Annotated in this window: 14 protein-coding genes and 1 tRNA gene; 8 read left to right on the top strand and 7 right to left on the bottom strand. The window is 46.4% G+C overall.

What is annotated here, in order from left to right; translation table 11 throughout:
* Positions 1-64 precede the first annotated feature (64 nt).
* Both QUA20_RS05390 and QUA20_RS05385 read right to left on the bottom strand, forming a co-directional pair.
* Entirely contained in the window at positions 65-1,216 is a 1,152-nt protein-coding gene (locus tag QUA20_RS05390; protein WP_333186149.1) for a helix-turn-helix domain-containing protein, read from the bottom strand.
* A gap of 148 nt (positions 1,217-1,364) precedes the next feature.
* Positions 1,365-1,955: a DUF3611 family protein gene (locus QUA20_RS05385; RefSeq protein ID WP_333186146.1), complete on the bottom strand. Its 591-nt coding sequence runs from the start codon at positions 1,953-1,955 to the stop codon at positions 1,365-1,367.
* Positions 1,956-2,122: 167 nt separating this feature from the next.
* Here QUA20_RS05385 and QUA20_RS05380 point away from each other — a divergent pair, with 167 nt between their 5' ends.
* From QUA20_RS05380 to QUA20_RS05370, 3 genes are all read left to right on the top strand, one after another.
* Positions 2,123-2,293 carry a hypothetical protein gene (locus tag QUA20_RS05380; protein WP_172186391.1) on the top strand — a complete coding sequence of 57 codons (171 nt, stop codon included), beginning with the start codon at positions 2,123-2,125 and terminating at the stop codon, positions 2,291-2,293.
* A 353-nt stretch (positions 2,294-2,646) separates the two neighbouring features.
* Positions 2,647-2,940, top strand: coding sequence for a hypothetical protein (locus tag QUA20_RS05375; protein ID WP_172186392.1), 294 nt, complete (start codon positions 2,647-2,649; stop codon positions 2,938-2,940).
* Positions 2,941-3,043: 103 nt separating this feature from the next.
* Positions 3,044-3,472: a heavy metal-responsive transcriptional regulator gene (locus tag QUA20_RS05370; protein ID WP_333186142.1), complete on the top strand. Its 429-nt coding sequence runs from the start codon at positions 3,044-3,046 to the stop codon at positions 3,470-3,472.
* Between the two features lie 443 nt (positions 3,473-3,915).
* Here QUA20_RS05370 and QUA20_RS05365 read toward each other — a convergent pair whose 3' ends face one another.
* From QUA20_RS05365 to murA, 5 genes are all read right to left on the bottom strand, one after another.
* Positions 3,916-4,839 carry a fused MFS/spermidine synthase gene (locus tag QUA20_RS05365; RefSeq protein WP_333186140.1) on the bottom strand — a complete coding sequence of 308 codons (924 nt, stop codon included), beginning with the start codon at positions 4,837-4,839 and terminating at the stop codon, positions 3,916-3,918.
* A gap of 139 nt (positions 4,840-4,978) precedes the next feature.
* A complete protein-coding gene (locus tag QUA20_RS05360; protein ID WP_333186324.1) occupies positions 4,979-5,854 on the bottom strand; it encodes a DMT family transporter in 876 nt (291 codons plus the stop codon).
* Positions 5,855-5,959: 105 nt separating this feature from the next.
* Positions 5,960-6,041, bottom strand: a tRNA-Leu gene (locus tag QUA20_RS05355).
* Complete coding sequence (locus QUA20_RS05350; RefSeq protein WP_333186138.1) at positions 6,020-6,889, bottom strand: M48 family metallopeptidase; 870 nt, start codon at positions 6,887-6,889, stop codon at positions 6,020-6,022. Before QUA20_RS05350 ends, QUA20_RS05355 begins: the two co-directional genes overlap by 22 nt.
* Positions 6,890-7,054: 165 nt before the next feature.
* The gene (gene murA / locus QUA20_RS05345; RefSeq protein WP_333186135.1) at positions 7,055-8,476 is read right to left on the bottom strand and encodes a UDP-N-acetylglucosamine 1-carboxyvinyltransferase; all 1,422 of its coding nucleotides are present in this window, start codon (positions 8,474-8,476) and stop codon (positions 7,055-7,057) included.
* A 365-nt stretch (positions 8,477-8,841) separates the two neighbouring features.
* Between murA and smc the strand changes: the two genes are divergently transcribed.
* From smc to QUA20_RS05320, 5 genes are all read left to right on the top strand, one after another.
* Positions 8,842-12,732: a chromosome segregation protein SMC gene (smc, locus tag QUA20_RS05340; protein ID WP_333186132.1), complete on the top strand. Its 3,891-nt coding sequence runs from the start codon at positions 8,842-8,844 to the stop codon at positions 12,730-12,732.
* A gap of 68 nt (positions 12,733-12,800) precedes the next feature.
* Positions 12,801-13,823 (top strand): PRC-barrel domain-containing protein, encoded by a 1,023-nt coding sequence (locus QUA20_RS05335; RefSeq protein ID WP_333186128.1) that lies wholly within the window; start codon positions 12,801-12,803, stop codon positions 13,821-13,823.
* Positions 13,824-14,129: 306 nt separating this feature from the next.
* Positions 14,130-15,161: an SGNH/GDSL hydrolase family protein gene (locus QUA20_RS05330; RefSeq protein WP_333186126.1), complete on the top strand. Its 1,032-nt coding sequence runs from the start codon at positions 14,130-14,132 to the stop codon at positions 15,159-15,161.
* 81 nt (positions 15,162-15,242) lie between these two features.
* Positions 15,243-17,423: a hypothetical protein gene (locus QUA20_RS05325; RefSeq protein ID WP_333186123.1), complete on the top strand. Its 2,181-nt coding sequence runs from the start codon at positions 15,243-15,245 to the stop codon at positions 17,421-17,423.
* Positions 17,424-17,435: 12 nt separating this feature from the next.
* A complete protein-coding gene (locus QUA20_RS05320) occupies positions 17,436-19,268 on the top strand; it encodes a DUF6798 domain-containing protein (RefSeq protein ID WP_333186120.1) in 1,833 nt (610 codons plus the stop codon).
* Positions 19,269-19,272: the final 4 nt, after the last annotated feature.

Raw genomic sequence — 19,272 nt, 5'->3', positions numbered from 1 at the left:
AAACCAGGTTTCCGAGTTCACCTGCGCCAGGAGAGTTGTCGGACGATCGCTCGCCCGACACACACTAACCAAAAATCACCTCCGGCGGCGCCATGTCAGCCCCCATAATCATTCCCCCGTGAGTATTAGACTTCTTCAAGCCCGGTTGAGGTGCTTTTTCTGGGGTCTTCTGAGCCGGTGCAACTGAGGCTGGCGGTGTCACCTGCGTTGGAGGTACTGCCTGTGCTCCGGGGACCACGGGTTGCTGCGACAGCCAACCCAAACCCCCTACAGCCCCAGCCATCAAAGCGGTGTAGCCGATGTACAAATGAACCGGACGCATTTGAAAGCCTTCGGCTGACCCGGAATCGGAAACAGACACATACATACTGGGAATAGGACTCGGAGCGGGTTTGGGCAAAGCATTCGCCATAGCGCTGCCGTCTAGTCCCAAGGCATCGCCGAGTCTGCGGATAAAACCTCTAACGTAAATATCTTGGGGCAGTTTGTCGATTTCCCCATTTTCGATCGATTCGATGTGGTGCAGCGGCACGAGAGTTTGACTGTGGAGTTGCTGCAGGGATAGGGAGCGAATTTGCCGTCCCTTGCGCAATTCTCTACCCAACTCCCGCAGGCACTCTTCTCGCTGTTGAACGGCTAAAGCTGCTTCTTCTTCCTTGGTGAGTTTTTTTGGCTTCTTGGGAAAACCGAACCCTGGGAAAGATTTTCCGGGGACGGTGACAGTTGCAGGTGGAGCCGACTCGACTTTAATTTCGTCTTGGGGCGCTTGTTTGCTGTCTTCAGAAGTGTCAGGCTCTCGATCGGAATTTTCTGTGTCGGACTCGGTTTGGGGCGGCGCTTCCACACTAGCGCTGCGCCAATAGAAGACAGGAACAGTTACTGGTGGCTCCAATTCTTGAATTTCTGTGACCGTATCAATGGCGGGACTTAAAGCAGCAAAACTCTGTTGGGCTACTTGCGGTTCAATTTTGTTTTGTTTGGGAAATCGGTCAAATGCGAGCTTGACGGCTTCTCTGCTAACTGCTCTAATTAAAATTTCGGCTGCGGAGGCTGCTTCGCCCAACATTGTTTGCAAGCTAGCTAGAGCTTGGCTATAGGTGTCGCTACATAGGAGTTCAGATTCTATTTGACTGAGGACAGAACGAAAACTTTCTTGAGAAATTTCAATAGTTACGTGATCTGTCACCCCAAAATAAGCCTCGGGTTTCAGTGCCATGATATTTATTTTGTCTTGCTAGAAGGTATCTGAGTACGTTCTTCGACAGCTTGGCAGTGATTCCGGATGTCGGTTGGGGGAGACAGGGAGAGCGAGGGAGTCAGAGAGTGGGAGAGTGGGAGAGGCGCAATTCCCACTTCTGGATTGTCTATTGCTTGTGGATGCGATCGAGCAACCAAAGAGACCCGAAAATCCCGACAAAGTGGGCAACAGTGGCGTGAGTATTGGCGAGTACCACAAATATGTCTAGGGGCTGAATAAATCGGCCCAAATCGACTGCGGCACCGAACAATGCTTGCGGCTGAGCTAGAGATTTGGCTAAAAGCGTGCCGCTGATGGCTTCTGCGCCGATCAGCGTCAGCAGCATTCCTGACAAATTGCTCCAAAGTGCCAGCCGCACCTCTTTGATGGTGTCTGCTTTTTTGGGGCGGACAGCGTTAGCGGGCGATCGCAGTTGTCTCGACAAGCGGGTGAAGCGGAAAGAGCGATATACGCTGTAAGCGAGTACGGCCAGCCCGCAAATAGCAAAAAATACGCCGCCGCCGGTGCCGGCACTGGTTGAACCCGCAGCGGCGCTAGCCCTGGGGATGGCGAAGGGGATGGCAAAGAGCAAAATGATCGCCGCTACCACCCCTAGCACTACCTGTACCCAGAAGCAAACCCAGCCTGTTGTACGAAGGGCAAAGGCTACTCGCTGTACGGCGACAGGAAGCTTATCATTATCTAACTGATTAGTCATATTTTGAGCGGGTATAATTAATTGGCATTAGTTGGCAGCAGTTTTTTCTCTTCGGGGACGGTTGACGGCGGTTAACCCTCTTTATAATAGAAGTAGCAATGTTTAAGATTTGTAACTAACATTGGATTTCACATTTGAATAGCGTCGATCGCCAGGTATCCAAAGCAATGACACAACTACAACCCACCGTCACTCCCAAACTGGAACAGCCAAAGTTTGGCTTCAACAGCTACGCGGAACGCCTTAACGGTCGAGCCGCGATGATCGGTTTTTCTCTAACTTTAATTATCGAGTATGTCACAGGCCAGGGCTTGCTGTCCTGGTTAGGTCTCAACTAATTTTAGCAACGGCGCGGTCAGCCTTACACTTTGTCTTGACTCTTCCGGCAGCGGGGGTCACTTCTGCTGACCGCGACAAATTCGGGAATTGATTAAAATATTAATTAGAAACAAGCCCAGCGACTTCTCTGCCGAGAGAGATCTGTTCCCGAATGCAATAGCTGGCTTTTGGAGGTGTATATGGGGTGGAATTTTGATTTGACAAGCTTGGCAATTTTGCCTCGCTCCCGTACAATTCCCCACAGGCGAGAAGATTAATTTAGGTGAAGCTAGTCTCTGAACTAGAACTCCCGATCGTTCCGCCAACTCTAAGTTTTAGAGATTGTAAATAAATATAGAACAGAGTAAAACAAATGAATGCTTCGTGGACGCGACTTTTGAGGTCAGCTTACCGTAGAGAGCCAATTACCAGCTTTGTTGTCACAGTGGGCGTTGTCGATGTAGCGATCGGCAGCATCGGTGCGAGTGGTTCTTTATTGGCTTTTGGGCTGGGTACTGCTGGGGTGGCGATGGCTCTCCGCTGGTGGCAAATGTACCGCTCTGGAGCCGAACAATCCGCACCTGCTCCCGAATACTATCTTCCTCCTCAGTCTTCTCGGCCCCAGTTGCCCGTGCTTAACGTGTCTAAAAAAAATCCTCCTTATTAAGATTACCGGACAATGGCGACTGGGCAAGGTGCCGATCGACTCCCTGGATCTGAGGCACTAAAAGATAGGGCAAGAAAGTCTTTCGATCTTGGATGCTTGGTTTATGAATATTTCTGTTACCGAGAAACTGTACAAAATTGGCTCCGTAGCTGCCTGTAGCGGTTTGTCGGTGAAAACTGTTCGCTACTATGAGGAGATGGGCTTGCTGTCTCCTGCGGTGGAGCGCTCGCCCGCTGGTTATCGCTTGTTTGGGGAAGCGGTATTCAACAGGTTAGCGTTTATTAAAAGATCTCAGACTCTGGGTTTGAGCCTTCAGGAGATTAAGGATATTTTACAAGTTCGCGATCGGGGAGAGTTGCCATGCTTTGAAGCGAAGCAGCATCTAACGGCGAAGGTAGAGGCAATTTCCGGGCAAATTGCAGCGTTAGAAACTTTGAAGGGGGAGTTGCAAGGCATTCTCAACTGCTGGCAAGAGCAACCCTCGCAGGCGAGCATTACTCGCACGATTTGTCCGAACATTCAGCGGGATTGAGCTGCGGCAGAAAGATACAAAATAAGGGAAGGAATTATCGGTTTCCTTCCCTTGATGGTTTTGTTGGTGGTTTTGTTGGTGGTTTGGTCGATCGTGTTGCACTTTTAACTGCTTTCGCAGAGTTTGCTGTTGCTTTTTGAGTTGCCTCGCCCTGGCTGAGCCGCCTTTGCCTTTGGAGTTTCTGCCCTCGCTGCGGGGAGACTCCCAACTTTTTAGTCTCATGTTTTTAATTGTTTGCAATACTTCTATAATAGACTAACGCAATTTCACTGTCAAGTATTTTTGAGAGAGATGTTTCCTAGTATTAAGTGTTGACTGATTGGGGTTTGCCACAGGCATAGCGATGGTGCGCCCATAAACACCCTACAGCCCGATGGTGCGCCTATAAGCACCCTAAAATTACAGTTTTTTGTCTGGCGTCAACAGCCCTAATTGTGTATTTATTAGTCCCAATATCCTGCAGGTATTTCAGCATCTGTAAAAATTGGCAGGGTTTCCCAATTTTTTCCCCATTCCGGCAATTGCGCTACTTTTTTTAGCTGAAGCGACATTTTTATTAAGGAAAATCCTAAATTGTGGAAATCTTGAATAAGTTCGGCTTTCAAGAATATTTCATTTTTAGCTAAATCGGGAGCATTAGTCGCAATGACAATGCTGTTGCCGGTTTCAAAATTGCATATATAAATTTGTGCGAACACAGTTTGGATGGTTTTCACCGCCGCCGCATTAAACTCTTGTTTGTGGAACAGGTGGACAACTAGAACACCTGCGATTGACAAGCGAGTTTTGCACAGTTGGTAAAATTCTTGTGTGACCAACCTATAGGGCATATAGCCGCTGCCAAAACCAGCATCCACGATAATTATATCGTTTTTTACTGTGGAATTTTGTTGGGCTAGATATTCGCGCCCGTCTTGAATGGCTACTTTGAGTCTGTCGTCGAATTGAATGCCAAAAAATTTGTGAGCAACTTCGACTACTGTTTGGTCAATATCTGTACATTCGACTATCGCGTTAGCGAAATAATGGTGAAAAAATCTGGGAATGCTGCCGCCGCCAAAGCCAATTAGATAGATATTTTTTGGTTGATTTTTCCAGACTAATGCTAGCAGCATGGCTCTGGCATAGGGAAATATTAAATTTAGCGGATTGTTGAGGTCTAGGATTGATTGAGCTACATTTGTGCTTAAGGTTTCTCTGTCTGCTAAAAGCAGTAGTAGCACTGATTTTATTTTTTTTACTGCTATGCAGTTGTCGCCGGAGTTTTGTTGAAATAGGATGCCGTCTGGTTGTTGCTGAAGCCAATTTATTTGTTCGTTAATAAGTGCTAAATTGCGACTTTGCCGATCGCCTTTATAATCAGTCATACGATTTTAGATTTTAGATTTTAGATTTTAGATTGGGGAATCACTGATGACTATCATGGTTGGGAGCATACCTACATTTTCATTCTTTTTGGGAAGTGGTATCACATCTAAAATCTCAAATCTCTCTTCTCACATTTAATCACTTCAAACCCAATAATAGGGCGATTCCGCCGATCGCACAAACTACCCCCAAAACAGCCCGAAGGCTCACTTTTTCGCCCGCCAGCACGGCTAAGGGCAGGATAAATAGGGGACTGGTAGAACTGAGTGCTTGAGCTATTCCTGCGGGTGCATATTTCAGCGAAATTTGTTGCAGGAAAATCCCGAGATAGGTTCCTAAAAAAGCTGCTATAATGATTGCATTTAATAGTTTGGGCGCTTTTAATTGTTTGAAACTGTCCCGGTTTGTTGGGTTCAAAAAGCACAGCATGACTGCCATGCCGCCGCTCAAGCGCAAGGCCGCAGTCCACAGGGGATCGATATCTATTTGAGTGAAGGCTGCCCGGGATAAAACTGCTCCGGCGGCGTGGGTTGTTTGTCCTAATAAACTAATGGCTAATCCCTGGCAAAGATGTTTTGATGGTAAGGTTGTTTCGGCTGTTCGTTCTGCAATTACCCAAGCGACGCCGCAGATTGTTAAAAGAATGCCTGTACAAGCAATGGGCGATAAGTTTTCTTGCAAAAATATTAAGCCAAATAAAGCTGTTAAAGGGGGAGATAGGGTTTCTAAAAGCAGCGTTCGCCTCGCGCCTAAATATTTTAATACGATAAAGAAAGCGGTGTCTCCGATGCCAATTCCTAGAGCGCCGCTGATGAGCAGCATTGCTAAAATATTAGGGTTGATTGCGGGTAAGGGTTTGCCTAAAATTAGTACAGTGGCAAGGAGCATGAAAAGGGCGATCGCGCCTTTGAGCAAGTTTAGCACCACTGCGGGGATTTGCTGTCCCACTCGCTGCCAGATTGTGGAAGATAAGGCCCAGACAAATGCAGCGCCTAAAGCGGCTAATTCACCCATAAAATCTGTTGACTGTTGACTGTTGTTACCAATTCCCCATGCCATATAAATTAGGGTTCCAGACTTATCATCTGGAACCCTAGATTTATTAAGCTTTTTTAGCAGTGGGCGGGGAGAGAATCGAACTCTCATACCTTTCGGTGTCAGATTTTGAGTCTGATGCGTCTACCAATTTCGCCACCCGCCCTTTTTCGTTTCACCATCATAACACACAGATCGATTTCCTGCAAGCAAAGATTCATAATCTTTTGAACTTGCCCAGCGATCGATCTCTCTGGCGCGCAATACTGGTACAGGATGGGACAACTGAGCCGTCTGAGCTTGTTTGAGCAGTTCTCCGAGTTGAGTGCTGCTGAGGTCGTCGTAGGCCCGCGCCTGCGCCAAAAACGCATCGACATTCAGTTTCGGAGCTAAAGTAGGCGAACCTCCGGCCAGTTTCATCAACAGCGATGCTACCACTTTTGGGTCTTGGGTGGCGAGCAAGGCGGCGCGATCGCACGTAAATTCCGCACACCGCAACCATTCCAACATTTGCGCCTGCAAACCCTGCGCGAGCACGGTTCCCACAGGTGAAATTTGACCCGCAGCCAACACAATTAAATTACCCAGAGTCAGGTAAACTCCGTGCTCGCACTTCAAATGCCCCAATTCGTGAGCGATTACTGCCTTAACTTCCTCGTCTGTAAGCAAATCAATCAGAGAAGTGTGCATCACCACAAAAGGCTGTTTTCCCCGCATCGCAAAGGTGTAAGCATTCGGCATCGGATGCTGGCGGACATAAAGCTGCGGCGGTTCCAAATCAAGAGTTTTGCAGGCATCCAACAGCAATTGATGCAGGTGGGGCAATTGATTTTCGCCGACTTGGACGCTGGAAGCCAGATTTTCCAGCATGAAAAACTGTTCCCCAATTTGTCCCAGCAACTGCCGCACCATCAAATCTAGGCCGGGCAGTTGTTTGAGCGTGTTGGTGGCTTCCAAGTCTAGCGGGTGGCGAAACTGGTCTGCTTTCAAACCGATGAGCGGTATGTTCGACATTTTAATCCTGAGTCATTAGTCAAGAGTCACTGGTCGTTAGTCATCGGTCATTGGGAAGTGGGAATTATGAATTGGCAATTAAAAAAGGTTGAATTATTTTTCTTCCTTCTTCCTTCTTCCTTCTTCCTTCTTCCTAATGACTAATGACTGCTGACTAATGACTAATTAACAGTTTAAACCCGATCGCACGGGATTGACAGGAGCCTCAGCAGTCGCCGGGTCTGTGCCCTCTTTGACGCGCCGCAACTTAGCTCCCAATTTTTGCAGTTTCACCTCTAACTGCTCGTAGCCGCGGTCTAAGTGCTGCAAGCTGCTGATGGTGGTGACACCATCGGCTGCAAGTCCCGCTAGCACTAACGCCGCCGAAGCCCGCAAATCTGTTGCCACTACTGGCGCACCCGACAGCATGGATACTCCGCGCACAATCGCTACATTGCCTTTAAGGCGAATGTCGGCGCCCATGCGGTTGAGTTCTGCTACGTGGCGCAAGCGATTCTCAAACACGGTTTCTTTGATCAAGCTGTCTCCTTGGCTCAGCGTCAGCAAAGCCATAAACTGAGCTTGCATATCTGTGGGGAAACCCGGGTAAGGCAGAGTTTCGATGTCTGTGGCGGAGTGAGTTTGACCGGGAACTATCCGCAAAATGTCGGGGGATTCTGCAATAATTTTCGCCCCAATTGTCTTCAATTTGGCAATGACTGCGGTCAGGTGGTCGGGAATTACCGGCGACAAACTGATTTCGGAGTGAGTGATGGCTCCTGCTACTAAAAATGTTCCGGCTTCAATGCGATCGGGAATAATTGAATAGTCTACCGCGTGCAGCTTGGGAACGCCCGAAATGACGATCGTATTCGTGCCGGCGCCTTGAATTTTTGCTCCCATAGCGCGGCAGAAATTCGCCAAATCTGCGACTTCCGGCTCTTGAGCCGCATTTTCAATCACGGTTTCTCCTTCAGCCAGAGTCGCCGCCATCATCAAAGTTTCAGTTGCGCCCACGCTGGGGTAGTCCAAATAAATTTTGGCTCCTTTCAGGCGGCGGTTCGGCCCTTTGACGTAAGCGTGAACCGTGCCGTGGTCGATGTGGACTTCGGCGCCGAGGGCTTGCAGACCGCGAACGTGGAGTTCAACGGGTCGAGCGCCGATGGCGCACCCACCGGGCAAGGGCACTTTGGCAAATCCCAAACGCGCTAGCAGTGGGCCGATGATGAAGAAGCTCGCCCGCAGTTGGCTGACTAATTCGTAGGGGGCTTGAGCGTCTATGAGGTTGCTGGCGTTGATGTCTAAAACGTCCCCGTTTTGCTGTAATTTGACTCCTACAGCCGAGAGAATTTGCCCCATGCGGGCGACATCGACTAGACCGGGAACGTTGCGGAGACGGCAATCCTCTGGGCATAGCAGGGCTCCTGCCATGACGACTAAGGCCGAGTTTTTGGCGCCGCTGATTTTGACGTGTCCTTTAAGGGGCTCGCGACCCCAAATTTGTAATACTTGTTGTTCGTCGCTTTCAGGTGAAGCTGGCAGGTTAGACGTGTTCTGAGCTGGTGTAATGGGTTTGCCCTCCATAATGCGCTTCGTTACTTTATACATTATTAATTTTGGTTCGATTTTACCGGAAAGTTTTTATATGTCTAGGGGTAACATGAGGAATTTTCGGCATTATATTTGCTAGCATTGAGTCTGCGCAAGGCTTTCAGGTTCGCTCGCAAAAAAAATCTCGATCGAGTCTCATGAAGTTATCTGTATCAAAATTTACGTTCATTAGTAGCGGTCGCTCGGATGGCAGAAGTTGTACTTTTGTCAACGAGCTTTTGAAATAAAAGCAGACTCGGTTGTTGACAAAGGTGTAAGATATCGGTTCGATCGACCATGCCAGAAAGTTTACACATTGTCGATCGCCCCATTGCCTGTGCTAACCTGTGACAACAACCTAGAGCCAAAGCTACTCCTAGCATATGGTTCACATTAAACGGATCGAACTGACTAACTTTAAATCTTTTGGCGGCACTACGGCCATTCCCGTGCTGCCTGGTTTTACTGTGGTTTCCGGGCCCAACGGTTCTGGAAAGTCCAACATCCTCGACGCTTTGCTGTTTTGTCTCGGACTTTCGAGTTCTAAGGGAATGCGGGCTGAACGTTTGCCGGATTTGGTGAACAGCGCCCAAAACAAACGCGGTACGATCGAAGCTAGCGTGACTGCGACTTTTGCGCTGGAAGATGTGGGGGAGGAATGGTTCGCCCGGGATGAAGATGAGGATGAAAATGCAGCAGATGAGTTATCCGTTGAAGCAGAGGAAGTGGAAGGGATAGAAACTGCCAAAACTCAAGACAACAACGGCCAATCATCTCCTGTCAATCAAGAATCGCCTCTATCTGTTGCAGAAGCCGAAGGGATAGAAATTACCGAAACTCCAGACAACAACGGCAAATCATCTCCTGTCAATCGAAAATCCAAAATCGAAAATCGAAAATCGGAAGAGTTATCTGTTGAAGACGTAGAAGAGATAGAAATCGCAGCAACTCAAGACAACAACGGACAACTACTCGCTACCAATCGAAAATCCAAAATCGAAAATCGAAAATCGGATGAGTGGAGTGTGACGCGGAAACTTCGGGTAACTCGCCAAGGTACTTACACTTCAACTTATTACATTAACGGCCAACCTTGCACGCTGACTCAACTTCACGAACAACTCAACCGCTTGCGAATTTATCCCGAAGGCTATAACGTCGTGCTCCAAGGAGACGTTACGAGCATTATTTCGATGAATTCTAAGGAACGCAGAGAAATCATTGACGAATTAGCTGGTGTGGCTCAGTTCGATCGCAAAATCTCTTTAGCTAGGCAGAAGTTGGATGAAGTTAAGGAGGTGGAAGAACGCAGCAGGATTGTGGAAAAAGAGCTGATTTCTCAGCGCGATAGACTTGCTTCCGATCGTACAAAAGCGGAAAAATATCAAAAGCTACGGGCGGAATTTCAAGAAAAGTCGCAGTGGGAAATTGTGCTGAAATTCCGCCAATTGCAGCAGCAAGAATGGAAGCTGCGAGAACAAATAGAAACGGGCGATCGCACTTCGGCATCTCTCACCGAACAACTGCAAGCAATTAACACCCAAATTCAAGAAGCAACCGCCGAACTTGACGCGCTGAATGCCCGCGTTAAAGCTTTGGGAGAGTCGGAATTGTTGGCTTTGCAAGCGACGATTGCGACTCAGGAAGCGGAACGGCGGCAACTGCAAAACCGCAAACAGGATTTGGAAAAAACTGCTGGGCAAATGGCGGCTAATATAGCACAAACCGAGGAAGAAGTTCGGCAATTTAAGCAAAGTTTGGAGCAAATTGAGATTGAAATATCTTATGTTAAGTCTCAAATAGGAAGTTTGCAGGAACAGCGGGATGCAGCCCAGCAAAGTTTAAATGAAAGTCGGGAAGTTGCAAATGCGATCGCCTCGACGGCCGAAGTTTGGGTACAGCAGCAAACGGAACTGCACCGCCAAATCGAAACAATTCAACAAACTTTGGAACCGCAGCGTACAGAACAAGCTACCATTGGCGAAAGAGCCGATCGCCTGCAAAGTCAAATTCAAGAACAAAACCAATCGCTACAAGTATTGGAACAGGAAATTGCAGCGAAAAAAGAGCAGCAATCTCGCCTTGGGGAAACCAAAGGCATGGCATCTTTGCAAGTAGAATCGCTGAATCAGATTTTAGTCGAAGCCGAACAAGAATTGCAACTGCAACAGGAAACTCAAACTCGTTTGTTGGAAGAACAGCGGGAAAGACAGCGCAAATTAGACAAACTCGAAGTGCAGTTTCAAGCACTGCAAGAAGCGACGGGAACGTTTACTGCAAAAATTGTCGCGCAAAGCGGAATTGGCGGAGTTTGCGGCTTGGTGGCTCAACTCGGCAGGGTAGAACCGCGCTATCAGTTGGCGCTGGAAATAGCGGCGGGCGGGCGCATGGGAAATATGGTGGTGGAAGATGACAGCGTGGCTGCTGCTGCGATCGAATTGTTGAAACAAAAACGGGCGGGAAGGATGACGTTTTTGCCTTTGAATAAAATTAGGGGCGGCAGGTATTCGGTGAATGAAAATTTGCGGCGCGCGGCTGGGTTTGTGGATGCGGCTGTTAATTTGATTGATTGCGATTCGCGGTATCAGGAAATTTTTGCTTACGTTTTTGGCAGTACGGTTGTGTTTAGCAACCTCAGCGACGCCCGCCGCTATTTGGGACAGTACCGGATTGTCACTTTGGACGGGGAAATTTTGGAAACTAGCGGGGCGATGACTGGGGGAAGTTCTACTAACAGATCTACCTTGCATTTTGGCACGGTTGAGGCTAGCGAGGCTGCTAGTGAAGCGCGGACGATCGCATCTCTGCAAGAAAGGTTGGAGGAAATTGAGCGGATTTTGGAACGGTGCAAAATTGCGATCGACCGCGCGTCTGTTGCAGTCAAAACTCGCAGCCAAGAATTGATGGAAGCGAAACAAAATTTGCGCGAAAATCAGTTGCGCTTGGAACAGTTGGATTCAGAAATTAAGAATTTGCAAGCGCAACAGGAACAAGTGCGATCGCAAATTGCCAAAAACACACAGGAATTAACTAATTCGCGATCGAGATTGCAGTTGCTGGAACGAGAATTGCCCGCACAGGAAACTCAATTGCAGCAGTACCGACAAACTTTGGCGCAGTTGGAAGAGTCGAACAGTCACAGCGAATGGCAGCAAATGCAATCGAGTTTGCGCGCTCTAGAAGCGCAACTGCAAGAGCGAGAATTGGCTCTGAGAAACGTCCAGCAACGCCTTGTAGACTTGGAAAATCAATTCGGGCGTTTGGAAGACAAAATTAAGGAAGGTAGCGAGAAATTGCAGGATTGGCAAGTGCAGCAAAACGCGGGGGCGGATGCGATCAATCGCATTGTTTCGCAGCAGTTAGAACTCGATCGGCAAATTGCAGAAGCTAAGGCGGCTTTGGGGGAAATTGAGGAAAAATTGGGCGTGCAGAAGGGAGATCGCGATCGGGCGGAATCTCAACTGCGAGAGAAGCATTTAGCCAAACAACAGTTACAGTGGCAGTTGCAAAAACTCCACGAAACTCAGCAAGAACGCCGGGAACAATTAGCCGCAATCCGCACTCTATTGGAAACGCAGCGGGCGGAAATGCCCGACCCCGTGCCGTCGATTCCTGAAAATGTTGAGAAAGCCAATTTAACAGAATTGCAGCAGGAAGTAAAGGCGATCGCCAAACGCATTCAAGCTTTAGAACCAGTCAATATGCTAGCCTTGGAAGAGTACAACCGCACTCAAGAACGCCTTCAAGAATTGAGTCAAAAATTGACGACATTGGAAGGAGAACGCACTGAACTGCTGTTGAGAATCGAAAATTTTACCACACTCAGGCGGCGCGCTTTTAAAGAAGCTTTCGACGCGGTTAACGAGAACTTTCAGACTATCTTTGCGGAACTTTCCGAAGGCGACGGCTATCTCCAGTTAGATGACCAGGAAGACCCCTTCAGCAGCGGCTTGAATTTGGTCGCTCACCCGAAGGGCAAACCCGTACAGCGGCTGGCTTCCATGTCTGGAGGCGAAAAGTCGCTGACGGCGCTGAGTTTTATTTTTGCGCTGCAACGCTACCGCCCGTCTACGTTCTACGCTTTTGATGAAGTGGATATGTTTCTAGATGGGGCAAATGTGGAGCGATTAGCTAGAATGATAAAACGACAGTCTGAACAAGCCCAGTTTATTGTTGTGAGTTTGCGGCGACCTATGATTCAATCGGCTGAGCGTACAATTGGCGTTACTCAAGCGCGGGGAGCTTATACTCAAGTCATAGGACTGAAGTTGTAGTCCCGGAGTTTATGTTAACGCTCGTGTTGAGTGATATATGTACTTAATAAATCAGGATTAAAGTTAGAATGACATCCGAACAAATCTGCCAACGCTCCGACATTCTCGGCACTCAAGTCATCACCCGCGACAGAGGCAAACGCTTGGGGGTGGTCAGTCAATTGTGGGTGGACATAGACCGGCGGGAAGTTGTGGCGATCGGTCTGCGCGATAATATATTCGCGGTCGCTGGAATGCCGAGGTTTATGTTCCTCAACAATGTCAGCGAAATCGGTGACGTGCTGTTGGTGGAAGATGAGAGCGCGATCGAAGATGATGTTGATGTTGAAGTCTACAGCATTTTGATTAATAGCGAAGTTATTACCGAAACCGGCGAACTTTTAGGTAGGGTGCGGGGCTTTAGGTTCGACCCCGAAGACGGTAAGTTAGTTTCTATAATTATCGCTTCCCTGGGAATCCCCCAAATCCCCGACCAAGTTCTCAGCACTTACGAGTTGGGGATTGAAGAAATTGTCAGCAGCGGCCCGAATCGCTTGATTGTGTTTGAAGGTTCCGAGGAAAGGCTCAGGCAGCTTAGTGTGGGTTTGCTGGAGCGCGTTGGTTTGGGTCAAGCACCTTGGGAACGGGAAGAGGACGAGGCAGGTTATTATCCGAAACCCGTGGCTACGGGAAATCAATTGGGCCCGGGCGTGCGGATACCTGCACCGGAAATGCGCAGCAGGGTAGCCGCGCCTGCGGTTGAGGAAGTTCCTTGGGACGAGGACTCGCAGTGGAATCGGCCTGCGGTGCGCCAGCAGCAGCAGCAGATGCGCGCGGTGCAGCCTGAGCCGATCGACGATTACGAGGATTACGAAGAGGATAATTGGGGCGGCGAGGAGGACGATTACGAGGAGGAGTACGAGGAGAAGCCGCAGTACACTCGCTCTGAGAGTTCTCGCCCGAAAGAGCCGATCGTACAGTACGAGTACGAGGATGATGTGGAGGCGGATGCTTGGGCTGACGATGAGGCGCCGAAGCCTTACCAGGCTCCTCGGGTGAATATCCCTGAGAAAAATAAGACTCCCGAGTACGAGGAGGAAGCGAATTATTAGGAATTAATCAATTAGCTGAAACCAATATTTTGCACTCTTCTTAAGAACGGGCAAGATACCCGTTCCACAATCAAGTTTATTTTTTGTGGAACGGGCTTCTAGCCCGTTGCTGATATTTGTGCAAGATGTGAGTTTAAACAAATATTTTGTAGCCACGGGTTTTACGAATAAAATTTAATTCTCGCAAACAATCTAGTGGAGTAGGTTGGGGGATGCAGTGAAGGCGCTCAATCTAATTAAATTAGATCCATGAACTAGATAATACTCGCATGGCAGTTTACTATACTTTTGCTGACATTTCATATTATGTTAATGATCGAAAAAGATTTTGCTAAAAATGTTGCTTTCAGATTAATAACATATCTAATTTTTCCTATTTTTTTATCCACCACCACCGCTGAAATTGTCTTGCGAGTTGCGGGATACAAACCCTGGCAAATAGAAAATGTTGATGTTGCCGTCGAACCAAAAGGTAACTTTTTTACCAAAGACTCGGAACTCGGCTACAAGCATTTGCCGGGTAAATTCAAGGTGACACTTAACGGCAATTACTCATTTAATACAACTCATCTCAATAATAGTTTAAGAATAACACATCCCCTCAATACTTACAATTTATCGTCAAAAAAACCTGAGATTTGGATATTTGGCTGTTCTTTTACCTACGGTTGGTCATTGAATGACAGCGAAACTTATGCTTGGTTGCTGCAAGAGAAATTACCCAAGTATGAAATAGTAAATTTTGGCGTTAACGGCTACGGCACGCTGCACTCGTTGATTCAATTCAAAGAAGCACTCAAACAAGGAAATAAACCCAAAATTGCGGTGATTGCTTATGCGGGATTTCACGACCGCCGCAATACTTTGTTAAGGGCGAGAAGAAAGCAAATGGCTGCTTGGAATAAACTGGGTATTTTATTCCAGCCCGATGCTAGGCTGAATGGAGAAAATAATTTTACCTACAAAATGGCAAAACTTGAATATCACGAGTTCCCGTTGATGCGGGTTTCTGCATTAAGCCATTTTTTGGAGGTTAATTACAATCAATTTGAAGAGGGATTGTACAAAAGTCACGATGTTTCTAAGGCAATTATTAAAGAATTTAACCGTGTGGCGGAGGCTAATGGTGTTAAGTTAGTTGTGGCCGGAATTAATGCCGGTTCTGCTAAGATGTTGGAGGAGTTAAGTGAGGAGGGAATTCCTACAGCGGATATTTCTGTTGATTTGAAAATACCTGCCAACAATAATTTACCTCATGACCTTCATCCAAGTGCGATCGCCAATCGGCAATATGCAGAAAAGTTGGATGTTTTTTTGCAACATACTGTTTTAAAGTAAGTTAACGAACCGCGAAGGCGCAAAGGGCGCGAAGGAAGAGAGAAAGAGGAAGTTTAGAAGTTATTTAGGGTTGCGAGAGTGATGGGAGTATTTGATTTTGTTTCTTTTAAATTGCATCGAAAATTTATAATTGATGGTTTTTTCCTGTTTTTACTTGTTCTTATAACAGTTGCAGTAACATCAATCTATGTATCCAGCGAACATACTTTTTATTGGTGGGATTACGCGGGATACAATACGGCTACAGTCAACACGGCAAATTTATTTCGAGACTCGCCAGATCAAGCATGGGGCGGAGTTATAGACTCGCTATCTAAGGAAAAAAACCTGTTAATTTCTCTGCCGTTAGTGCCGTTTATTTTGTTATTTGGCGAGTCTCGGCTGAGTTACATTCTCAGCGTATCTCTGATTTATGTGCTGCCGTTTCGCCTGTTGCTGGGGGCAATTTCTGCAAAGCTAATTCCAGTTTATCCCCGCCGGGTGTTTTGGTCAACGGTGCTGCTGAGTTTATTAATTCCGATGAGTTGGATACCGACTCTGCGGGGATATCTGGATACTGGCGGCTGTGTGTTTGTAGCCTTGGCAATTTGGGTTTACGTGCAGGATATTAAGCTGAAATCTTGGTGGAAAATCCCGTTAATTGGGTTTTTGCTGGCGGCGGCGATTCTGTTGCGGCGTCATTTTGCTTATAGTGCGATCGCATTTTTTGGTGCAGCGACTTTACAGGTTTTCATCGAGTTTATTCTACTAATATACCGTAGGGAAACGGCGTTGTCGTCTTCAAAAGATAAGGATACGGCAGTGCCGTTTCCCTACATATCCTTGTTTGAATCCGGCATCAAATTGGGTTTGATAGCTGCAACTAGCTTAACTATTTTAATGTTGGTAGCGGGAGATTTTACTCGCAGTGCTTTGACGGTTGACTACCGCAATTTGTATGTTGCTTGGAGTTTGCCTGTAAATGAGATTTTAACTCGTTATGCGAATTTTTACGGTTTGGGAACTTGGCTGCTTGTACTGATAGGCTTTTCGGCGGGAATTCTCAGCCGAATCCTGGTCCCGGCGGCGGCTATTTTTGTTTCGTTGTTTGGGGTTTTGTCGCTGATTGAATGGCTGTTAGTGTTGCGTTACGGCTACTTGCACTATACAATTCATCTTACACCGATCGCACTTTTGGGATTATCCACATTTTTCTGGACAACTTGGCTGACACTCAAGGGAAAAGTTCGATATTTGATGCTGGGTGTCGCGGGCTTGTACCTGATTGTGAATGCCGCAGTTGGGTTAATTCCTCTCAAAATTGATGTGTCAAGACTGTTTGTAGGTAATTTTCCACCGTTAGTGCGATCGGACTACGGCGAAGTTGTAAAATTAGTAGAGTTTCTGCGAAAATTAGCACCGAATGAAGAACCGATTTATATTGCCGGTGCTTCTAACAGTTTTAATGCTAATATCCTCAGACAAGCCAACCGCAAATTAAATCCGCCGGAGGGTTGGTGGAAATTAAATACAATCGGGAGGCCGCAAATTGACTCGCGCGATACTTACCCGCTACCGGAGTTGTTGCAGTCACAATATGCGGTGGTTGCTGTGCCTTTTCAGCAGGTGTTACCGAGTGACGAACAAGTTTTGCGATCGCAAGAACAAGATGTTGTTAAAGTTGTGTACGATGCCTTTACTCAAAACTGGGAAATTGCCCGCGATTTCCAATTGCTACCGGAACAGTTTAAGCTAGAAAACGGCGTGACTGTCAGAGTTTACCGGAGGGTGAAGACGACGGATACAGCAACGGCAGTTAGGACTCTGGATGCGATGCAGCGGCAAATAGTCGATCGACCAGGCACGCAGTTAGATTGGATTAGTTTGCATCAATCAATCTACACAAGTGCCAATTATTCAGTCTATCAAGAATCGGATAACCTATATAAGATTGTAACTCATCCAATTAAAAACAGCCAGAAACTCGATACATCTTTCCTGTATTTAGGTTCGATTTCAGACAAAGTAAAAGTTACAGGCAAACTCAATTTACCTAACCAACAATGTCCGGGAGTTGTCCTGCGCTTGACTTTGTGGGACAAGCAAGGTAAATTAATAGACTCAGCAGAGATGGCTTACGATCAAAAGAGTGCGATCGGCTTAAATCTATTAGTTGAGGGCAAAAATCCCATTTATCTGCTGCTTGAGGTATTGAGTAGCAGGAAACAGAATTTAACAAACCAATGCCGACTGGAGATTAACAATTTGGCTGTCAGTAGGTAACTTGAACCGTCAATGCAAAAACATCAAAAATCCCACTGGTATTTTAATCTATCTCTCTATACTTTTGTCATCATCGCTTCGCTGATGGCAACTGGCTATATTTTCCCCATTGGAGGCAATTTCCCCGAAGTGCCACCCATTCAATTTATGTTAAATCCTGAACTCTATAAAAATGACTATTACGTTCAGGAAATGGTTAAGTTTAATCCGAGATATTACTATTATTATATTATCTATTTGCTCGCAAACTTAGGAACAAGCATTTCCCTAGCGCACTTTATCTATCAATTCCTAGCCTTCGGTTCATTTATCCTAGCTTGCTACGCAATTATCAATATTTATACTAATTCAAAACTGCCCGCAGCAGCGATGGCTTTTTTATGTATAGCCGCTTCATTTACAGACGTTGGTAACACGCTGATATTTTCCACCAAATCCTTACCCAGTACCTTCGCTATGGCCTTCGCTATCTGGGGAATTTATTTTAGTTTGCGCCAGAAATGGCTGACAGGATATTTCTTTTTTGGACTGGCTTGTCTGCTGCAATTTTTAGTGGGTTTGTTGCCAGGATTGATGATGGTTCCCGTTTTGGTAATTCAATCTGTAAAACAGCGAAACTTCAAAACATTGATTTTGGCGATCGCACTTTTAGCAGCAATGGCAAGTATCGTTTACGTACCGATGTTATTAACAGGTACTACCAGCACTCACACTATCGACAACGCTGATTTTGTCTACATTCACGCGAAAGTCCGCAACCCCCACCACATCCTGCCGTCAAATTGGGATGTCGGGAATTGGTTCAACTTTATATGTTTCATAATTGGTGGCTTGCTGTGCATCAAAAAATCTGATTTGTTGCCAAAAGAAGACAAAGTTAATTTTTATACAATTGTTGGTAGCTCGATTTTTGCACTGTTTCTTAATTACATATTTGTAGAAGTTTACCCTTTGGCTTTTATCGCCAAACTACAGTTAGCTAGAACTGTACCTTTTGCTCAATTAATTATATTTATTGCTGTTGTTTTGACAGTCGAGCAACTTTACAGAGAAAAACAAATAGCTATTAGCTTGTTGCTGTTAGCTGTACTAACTTTGCCTTTTAGGGGTATCATTTTCCTAGGATTATCAGTTTGGCAAACAAAAAAATACGTATTTCCCAAACGATATAATATATTGTTGTGGATTTTAGCAGCAGGAACGGTAATTTTCAGCTTGATATATCCGCTGACTGATTCATGGGAAATAATGGGCGATCGAATAATTAGCATCCCAGTTTTTTTCTCAATCCTCGCCTTGCCATTCATTTTAGAAGAAACATCCCTAGCTACATCTATCAAACAAACTATAACTCACACATTAGCCTTAATAACTACTGCCACTTTAGTTTTTGGAATAGCAGGAATTCTGCCCAAACCTATATTAAATGTATTTCAAACAAGAGTTAATATCAATGCCGTTCCCAGAGACGACTTAAGCAAATTAGCTGTGCGATTTTCGCAAAATAGCAGCCGCGATTCACTCGTATTAATTCCCCCCTCAGTTACCAGCTTCCAGTTTTTCTCCGAAAGAGCGATTGTCGTCAACTTCAAGAACTTTCCCTTTACCGAAAAAGGCATCAAAGAATGGCAAAATCGCATGGAAACTGTTTTAGGAGTTCCCTTAAACCCGCAAATGATTTGGGGAGGAAATGACTTTTTCATCCGACGCAGCAGTGCGGATTTAGTCAAAGTAGCCAGAAACTATCATGCCGATTATATCCTGACTCGCAGCGATTGGCACCCAAATATTGACGGAGAAATAGTAGATAGAGAAGGCAAATGGATACTGTTTAAAATTAGATAATACT

This window comes from Microcoleus sp. Pol7_A1 (assembly GCF_036701085.1).
GTDB classification, from domain to species: Bacteria; Cyanobacteriota; Cyanobacteriia; order Cyanobacteriales; family Microcoleaceae; genus Microcoleus; species Microcoleus asticus.
The sequence above is the reverse complement of the archived record's forward strand: the minus strand, read 5'-3'. Positions and strand labels throughout refer to the sequence as shown.

Coding starts and splice junctions, on each gene's coding strand:
- QUA20_RS05390 (WP_333186149.1), bottom strand. CDS start 1,216: ATGGCACTGAAACCCGAGGCTTATTTTGGGGTGACAGATCACGTAACT.
- QUA20_RS05385 (WP_333186146.1), bottom strand. CDS start 1,955: ATGACTAATCAGTTAGATAATGATAAGCTTCCTGTCGCCGTACAGCGA.
- QUA20_RS05380 (WP_172186391.1), top strand. CDS start 2,123: ATGACACAACTACAACCCACCGTCACTCCCAAACTGGAACAGCCAAAG.
- QUA20_RS05375 (WP_172186392.1), top strand. CDS start 2,647: ATGAATGCTTCGTGGACGCGACTTTTGAGGTCAGCTTACCGTAGAGAG.
- QUA20_RS05370 (WP_333186142.1), top strand. CDS start 3,044: ATGAATATTTCTGTTACCGAGAAACTGTACAAAATTGGCTCCGTAGCT.
- QUA20_RS05365 (WP_333186140.1), bottom strand. CDS start 4,839: ATGACTGATTATAAAGGCGATCGGCAAAGTCGCAATTTAGCACTTATT.
- QUA20_RS05360 (WP_333186324.1), bottom strand. CDS start 5,854: ATGGGTGAATTAGCCGCTTTAGGCGCTGCATTTGTCTGGGCCTTATCT.
- QUA20_RS05350 (WP_333186138.1), bottom strand. CDS start 6,889: ATGTCGAACATACCGCTCATCGGTTTGAAAGCAGACCAGTTTCGCCAC.
- murA (WP_333186135.1), bottom strand. CDS start 8,476: ATGTATAAAGTAACGAAGCGCATTATGGAGGGCAAACCCATTACACCA.
- smc (WP_333186132.1), top strand. CDS start 8,842: ATGGTTCACATTAAACGGATCGAACTGACTAACTTTAAATCTTTTGGC.
- QUA20_RS05335 (WP_333186128.1), top strand. CDS start 12,801: ATGACATCCGAACAAATCTGCCAACGCTCCGACATTCTCGGCACTCAA.
- QUA20_RS05330 (WP_333186126.1), top strand. CDS start 14,130: ATGTTAATGATCGAAAAAGATTTTGCTAAAAATGTTGCTTTCAGATTA.
- QUA20_RS05325 (WP_333186123.1), top strand. CDS start 15,243: ATGGGAGTATTTGATTTTGTTTCTTTTAAATTGCATCGAAAATTTATA.
- QUA20_RS05320 (WP_333186120.1), top strand. CDS start 17,436: ATGCAAAAACATCAAAAATCCCACTGGTATTTTAATCTATCTCTCTAT.